The following is a 5,978-nucleotide window of genomic DNA, read 5'->3' on the forward strand; positions in this document are numbered from 1 at the left end:
TGGCGGCCGCGCCAGCGCCTGCGGCCGCGACCGCGGCGCTGGCCTACGTCCCGAACCAGCGCAGCGGCACCATCTCGGTGATCGACACCGGCAGCGACCGCGTGGTGCGCACGCTGTCGGCGCAGGGCCAGCTCGGCAAGCGCCTGCAGCAGGTGGTGCCGGGTCCGCCCGGGCATCTGTACGTCATCGATGCGCAGGGCCATCGCCTGCTGGACCTGGATACCGTGCAGGACCGGGTGCTGCGCAGCGTCGACATCGGCGAGAACGCCGAAGGCGTCGCCGCGTCGCCGGACGGCCGCCAGCTGGCGGTGTGCGTGGAGGGGCAGAACCAGGTGATGCTGATCGACCCGGCCAGCTTCACCATCGGCGCGCACATCGCCACTCGCGGGCAGGCGCCGGAACACTGCGTCTACACGCCGGATGGCGCGCTGCTGCTGACCAGCAACGAAGGCTCCAACGACCTGGACGTGATCGACCTGAAGGCCGGCGCGTCCACCGGCGTCATCGCCACCAGCGGGCATCCGCGCGGCATGGCGTTCGCGCCCGACGGCAAGACGGTCTATGTGGCGCAGGAAGCGGCCAATGTGGTCGACGTGATCGACCTGGCGGCGCGCACGCGCGTGGCCAGCATTCCGGCCGGGCAGCGTACCGCCGGCATCGCCATCGCCCGCGACGGCAGCCGCGTGTACGCGTCCAATGGCGCCGGCACGGTCAGCGTGATCGATCCGGCCGCGCGCCGTGCGTTGGCGGAGATCCCGGTGGGGCAGCGGCCCTGGAACCCGGCGCTGAGCCCGGACGGCAAAAAGTTGTACGTGGCCAATGGCCGTTCCAACAGCGTCAGTGTCATCGACACGGCGGCGATGAAGGAGATCAAGCAGATCGCGGTGGGCGAGATGCCATGGGGTGTGGTCGTGGCGCAGTGAGGTGAGGCGAGCGGCGCTCTCGGGCGCCGCGACGGGAGGCGGGGAGAGCCGGAATGAAGACGCGAGCCGCGGTCGCCTGGGCGGCGAACCAGCCGCTGGCCATCGAAGAGGTGGATCTGCAGCCGCCCAAGGCCGGCGAAGTGCTGGTGCGCATGGTCGCCAGCGGCATCTGCCACGGCGACGACATCGCCCTGTCCGGTGCCGATGCCGATGCGGCATTCCCGGTGATCCTGGGCCAGGAAGGCGCCGGCGTGGTCGAGGAGGTCGGCGTCGGCGTCACCAGCGTGCGCCCGGGCGATCACGTGATCCCGCTGTACATGCCCGAGTGCGGCGTGTGCAAGTACTGCCGTTCCAACCGCACCAACCTGTGCCAGGCGATCCGAAGCACCCAGGACCGCGGGCTGATGCCCGACGGCAGCAGCCGCTTCTCGCTGCATGGACGCCCGCTGCTGCACTACATGGGCACCAGCACCTTCGCCGAGTACACCGTGCTGCCGGAGATCGCGGTGGCCCGGATCCATCCCGCCGCGCCGCTGGACAAGGCCTGCCTGCTCGGCTGCACGGTCACCACCGGCATCGGCGCCGTGCTCAACACCGCGCGGGTGCGTCCGGGCGAGAGCGTGGCGGTGTTCGGGCTCGGCGGCATCGGCCTGTCGGTGGTGCAGGGCGCGGTGATGGCGCGCGCCGAGCGCATCATCGTGGTCGACATCAACCGCGACAAGTTCCCGCTGGCGCGCGCGCTGGGCGCCACCGACTGCCTGGATCCGAAGGATTTCGGCGCGCCGGTGCAGCAGGTCATCGTCGACCTCACCGACGGCGGCGCCGACCACAGCTTCGCCTGCGTCGGCGACGTGCGCGCCATGCGTGCGGCGCTGGAGTGCTGCCACAAGGGCTGGGGCGAAAGCATCATCCTCGGCGTGGCGCCGAGCGCGCAGGAGATCAGCACGCGGCCGCTGCAACTGGTCACCGGCCGCGCCTGGCGCGGCAGCGCGTTCGGCGGGGTCAAGGGCCGCAGCGAGCTGCCGGCCTATGCCGAGCGCTACCTGGCCGGGGAGATCCGCATCGACGAACTGATCAGCGAAACCCTGCCGTTTGACCACATCAACCGCGGCTTCGAGGCGATGCGCGCCGGCCGCGGCATCAAATCGATCGTTCTCTACTGAGCCCTCAAGGAACCGGCATGACCCACACCCCAGGACCGCATACTCCGCCGCCGAGCCTGCTCGCGCTGGCCGTCGCCACCGCCATCGGCCTGCTCGCCGCACCGGCGCACGCGCAGACCACGGTCAATGCCGACGATGCGCAGATCACCGCGCTGGACCGGGTCGAGGTCACCGCCACGCCGATCCCCGGCACGCTGATCGATGCCGACCTGCTGCCGTACACGGTGCAGACCGCCAATGCCGACGACATCGCACGCAGCCAGGCCGGCAACCTCACCGACTTCCTGCTGCGCGAAATGAACGGCGTGGACACCAACGAGGTGCAGGGCAGCCCGTTCCAGACCGACCTGACCTTCCGCGGTTTCCGTGCCTCGGCCTTGCCGGGCGCCTCGCAGGGCGTGTCGGTGTACCTGGACGGTGTGCGCATGAACGAGCCGTTCGCCGACATCGTCAGCTGGGACATGATGCCGGAGGCGGCGATCCGCAGCGTGGCGCTGATGCCGGGCTCCAACCCGCTGTTCGGTCCCAACACGCTGGGTGGCGCGCTGGCCTTCACCACCCAGTCCGGCCTGACCGCGCCTGGCCTGCGCGCCGACCTGTCGGTGGGCAGCGGCGCGCGCAAGCGCCTGGATGCGTCCTACGGCTACGCCGGTGCCGACGGCCTGCATGCCTTCGTCGCGGCCACCGGTTTCGACGAGAACGGCTGGCGCGACGCCTCCGCCGGCCGCCTGGGGACCGTATTCGGCAAGTTCGGGCGGCAGGGCGAGCGCACCGACTGGGACGTGTCGCTGCTGCACGGGCGCAGCCGCCTAGTCGGCAATGGCCTGCTGCCGAGCTATCGCTACACCGACGAGGGCACCGAGCCGGGGCTGTACGAAGCCGACCGCGCTGCGGTCTACACCTCGCCGGACCTGACCCGCAACCGCAACACGCTGCTCACCGGACAGTTCGACCATCGTTTCGACGAGCGCACCGCATTGCACCTGCTCGCCTACTACCGCCAGGGGCGGCGCGACACCGTCAACGGCGACATCAACGACGACTACGAGGAGTTCGTCGACGATTGCGCCGACGGCTACGCCGCCGACGGCACGCCGCTGGACGCCGGCTGCACGGTGTCGCGCGCCGATGCCGACGCGCTGCACAGCGGCGTGCTCAACACCACGCAGATGCGCCAGCACGCCGAGGGCGTGGCACTGAACCTCAGCCACCAGGCCGGCGCGCACGCGCTGAGCATCGGCGCCACCTACGACCGCAACCGCGTGCGCTACCGGCAGTACGAGCAGGAGGCGTTCGTGCAGGACGATCGCTCGGTGGTCGCCGATCCGGACGAGGATCGGGAGTTCTTCTCCGGCGTCGACGGGCGCAGCAGCACCCTGGGCCTGTTCGCCGCCGATACCTGGGAGCTGAGCGAGGCCACCCACCTCAATGCCGCGCTGCGCTGGAACCGCGTCGCCGTCGCCAACACCCTGTCCACCGCCGACGACGGTGTGCTGCCGCGCGAGCGCTTCGTGTTCGCCAAGGCCAATCCCTCGCTGGGCATCACCCAGCGCCTGGGCGACGGCTTCACCGCGTTCGCCTCGGCCTCGCAGAACAGCCGCGCGCCGACCGCGATCGAACTCGGCTGCGCCGACCCGGAACAGCCGTGCCGGTTGCCGACCGGGCTGCAGGCCGACCCGCGCCTGGAGCAGATCGTCTCGCGCACCTACGAGCTCGGCCTGCGCTGGAACCCGACGCCGGCGCAGACGCTGAACGCCTCGCTGTACCGCGCCGACAACCGCGACGACATCCTGTTCCTGCGCGCACCCAATTCCCAGCAGGGCTATTTCGACAACGTCGACCGCACCCGCTATCAGGGCGCCGACCTCAGCTACCGCGGCAGCCACGGCGCGCTGCGCTGGTTCGCCGGCTACAGCTACCTGGACGCCACCTACCGCAGCGCCGGCGAACTGCTCTCCGGCGAGCGCACGGTGACCTTGCGGCCGGGCACGCGCATCGCCGGCCTGCCGCGCAACACGCTGAAGCTGGGCGTGGACTGGCAGGCGCTGGCGCAGCTGACGCTGGGGGCCGACTTGCGCGCGGTGTCGCGGCGCGTGGCCAGCGGCAACGAGGACGGCCTGGTCGAAGACCCCGAGGAGGGCGAGGCGCCGGCGCGCCACGACCTGTCCACCGGCGGCTATGCCTTGCTCGACCTGCACGGCACCTGGGAGCTCGCCGAAGGCCTGTCGTTGTACCTGCGGGTCAACAACGTGTTCGACCGCCGCTACGAGACGTATGCGGCGATCGCCGAGGACCTGTTCCCGGGCGGCGCCCTGGCGCGCCCGCAGGACGCTGCGGTCGAGGACGGCCCCTCGCGCTTCGTCGCCCCCGGCGCACCGCGGCAATACCAGGTCGGTTTGCGCTGGCGTTTCTAGCGGGCGGTTTGCGGTTCGTGTGGTGGCACCGCTCGGCGCGTGCCATCCGCCGTGTCCAAGACGGCTGCACGCCAGTCGGCGCGGGCGACTGGCGCAGCTGACGCCGCTCCTGCCTGGGTCCGCGCCTGCTCACCGGCGCAGGGCTTCCTGCAGGAGCGGTGTCAGCCGCGACCTCGGACGGAACCTATCCGGCTCCGTCCGCAGTCGGGACTGAAGTCCCTTCCACAGTGTGCGATCTCAGCGACCCGCAAGCTGTTGTCGTAAAAACGGTTGTCGTAGGAAGCGGCTTCAGCCGCGACATCGAAGCCAGACGTCCTCCAGCCGCCTCAACGGTTGGGACGCCAATACGCTACAGCACTCACGCCGCTACAGAATGGCAAGACGCGACAGGCGAGGCTTCATTCGCGACGCGCAGCAACTCCATTGAATCGCGATGTCGCCGCCACTCAAGCCGTCGCCAACCCGTGCTTGCGCAGCTTGCGATACAAGGTGTTGCGGCTGATGCCCAGCGCATCGGCGGTGCGGCTGACGTTCCAGCGGTGACGCTCGAGCTGCTGCTGCAGCACGCTGCGCTCGGCACTGTCCAGGGCGACGCGGCCGGGCATGCCGTCGCCGGCATGCGCGTCGTCGCCGAGCAGGCACGGGCCGCTGTCGGCATCGACGATTTCCTGCGGCAGGTTGGGGATGCGGATGACGCCATCGGCGCACAGCACCGCCGCGGTACGCAGCACGTTGCGCAGCTGCCGCAGGTTGCCGGGCCAGGCATAGCTGAGCAGCTTGTGCAGGGCGTCCTCGCTGATGCGCACCGTCTGCTCGCCGCTCTCCTCGCGCAGCAGGGTGCGGATCAGTTCGGCCTTGTCGCTGCGCTCGCGCAGCGGCGGCAGGTGCAGCACCACGCCGTTGAGGCGGTAGTACAGGTCCTCGCGGAAGCCGCCGCTGCCGACCATCTGCGCCAGGTCGCGGTGGCTGGCGCTGATCACGTGCAGTTCCAGCGGCACGGCGCGGTCGCTGCCCAGCGGGGTCACGCTCTGTTCCTCCAGCACCCGCAGCAGGCGCGTCTGCAGCGGCAGCGGCATGTCGCCGATCTCGTCCAGGAACAGGGTGCCCCCGCTGGCCTGCAACAGCTTGCCGTGGCGTCCTTCGCGCGCGGCATCGGTGAAGGCGCCGCGCGCATAGCCGAACAGCTCGCTCTCGATCAGCGCTTCCGGGATCGCCGCACAGTTCACCGCCACGAACGGGCGATCGGCCCAGGGCGAGCTGCGGTGCACCGCCTTGGCGAACTCTTCCTTGCCGGTGCCGGTGGCGCCGCACAGCAGGATCGACACGCGGTGCTTGGCCAGCTTCAGCGCATTGTCCAGGTTGTGCAGCATGCGCGGATCGGAACCGACATGATCGTTGGCGCGCGCGGCCTGGCCGTCCTCGCCCGCGGCGCGCGTTCGGCCGGCAGCGCTGCGCGCACGCGGCGGCTGCGCCAGGGC

General features: G+C 70.7%; 4 protein-coding genes. 3 read left to right on the forward strand and 1 reads right to left on the reverse strand.

Annotated elements, in window-relative coordinates:
- The 3 genes from D180_RS08360 to D180_RS08370 all read left to right on the forward strand — a co-directional run.
- Nucleotides 1–923, forward strand: a 923-nt coding sequence (locus D180_RS08360; protein ID WP_017912440.1) for a beta-propeller fold lactonase family protein, incomplete at its 5' end; no start/stop codon positions are given.
- A gap of 53 nt (nt 924–976) precedes the next feature.
- Entirely contained in the window at nt 977–2,086 is a 1,110-nt protein-coding gene (locus D180_RS08365; protein WP_017908934.1) for an S-(hydroxymethyl)glutathione dehydrogenase/class III alcohol dehydrogenase, read from the forward strand.
- Between the two features lie 17 nt (nt 2,087–2,103).
- A complete protein-coding gene (locus tag D180_RS08370; RefSeq protein ID WP_017912441.1) occupies nt 2,104–4,500 on the forward strand; it encodes a TonB-dependent receptor in 2,397 nt (798 codons plus the stop codon).
- 446 nt (nt 4,501–4,946) lie between these two features.
- On the opposite strand, the gene D180_RS08375 is transcribed toward D180_RS08370, so the two are convergent.
- A partial coding sequence (locus D180_RS08375) for a sigma-54 dependent transcriptional regulator (RefSeq protein ID WP_017912442.1) occupies nt 4,947–5,978 on the reverse strand: 1,032 nt, incomplete at its 5' end.

The sequence above is a fragment of the Xanthomonas sp. SHU 166 genome, from assembly GCF_000364685.1.
GTDB lineage: Bacteria > Pseudomonadota > Gammaproteobacteria > Xanthomonadales > Xanthomonadaceae > Xanthomonas_A > Xanthomonas_A sontii.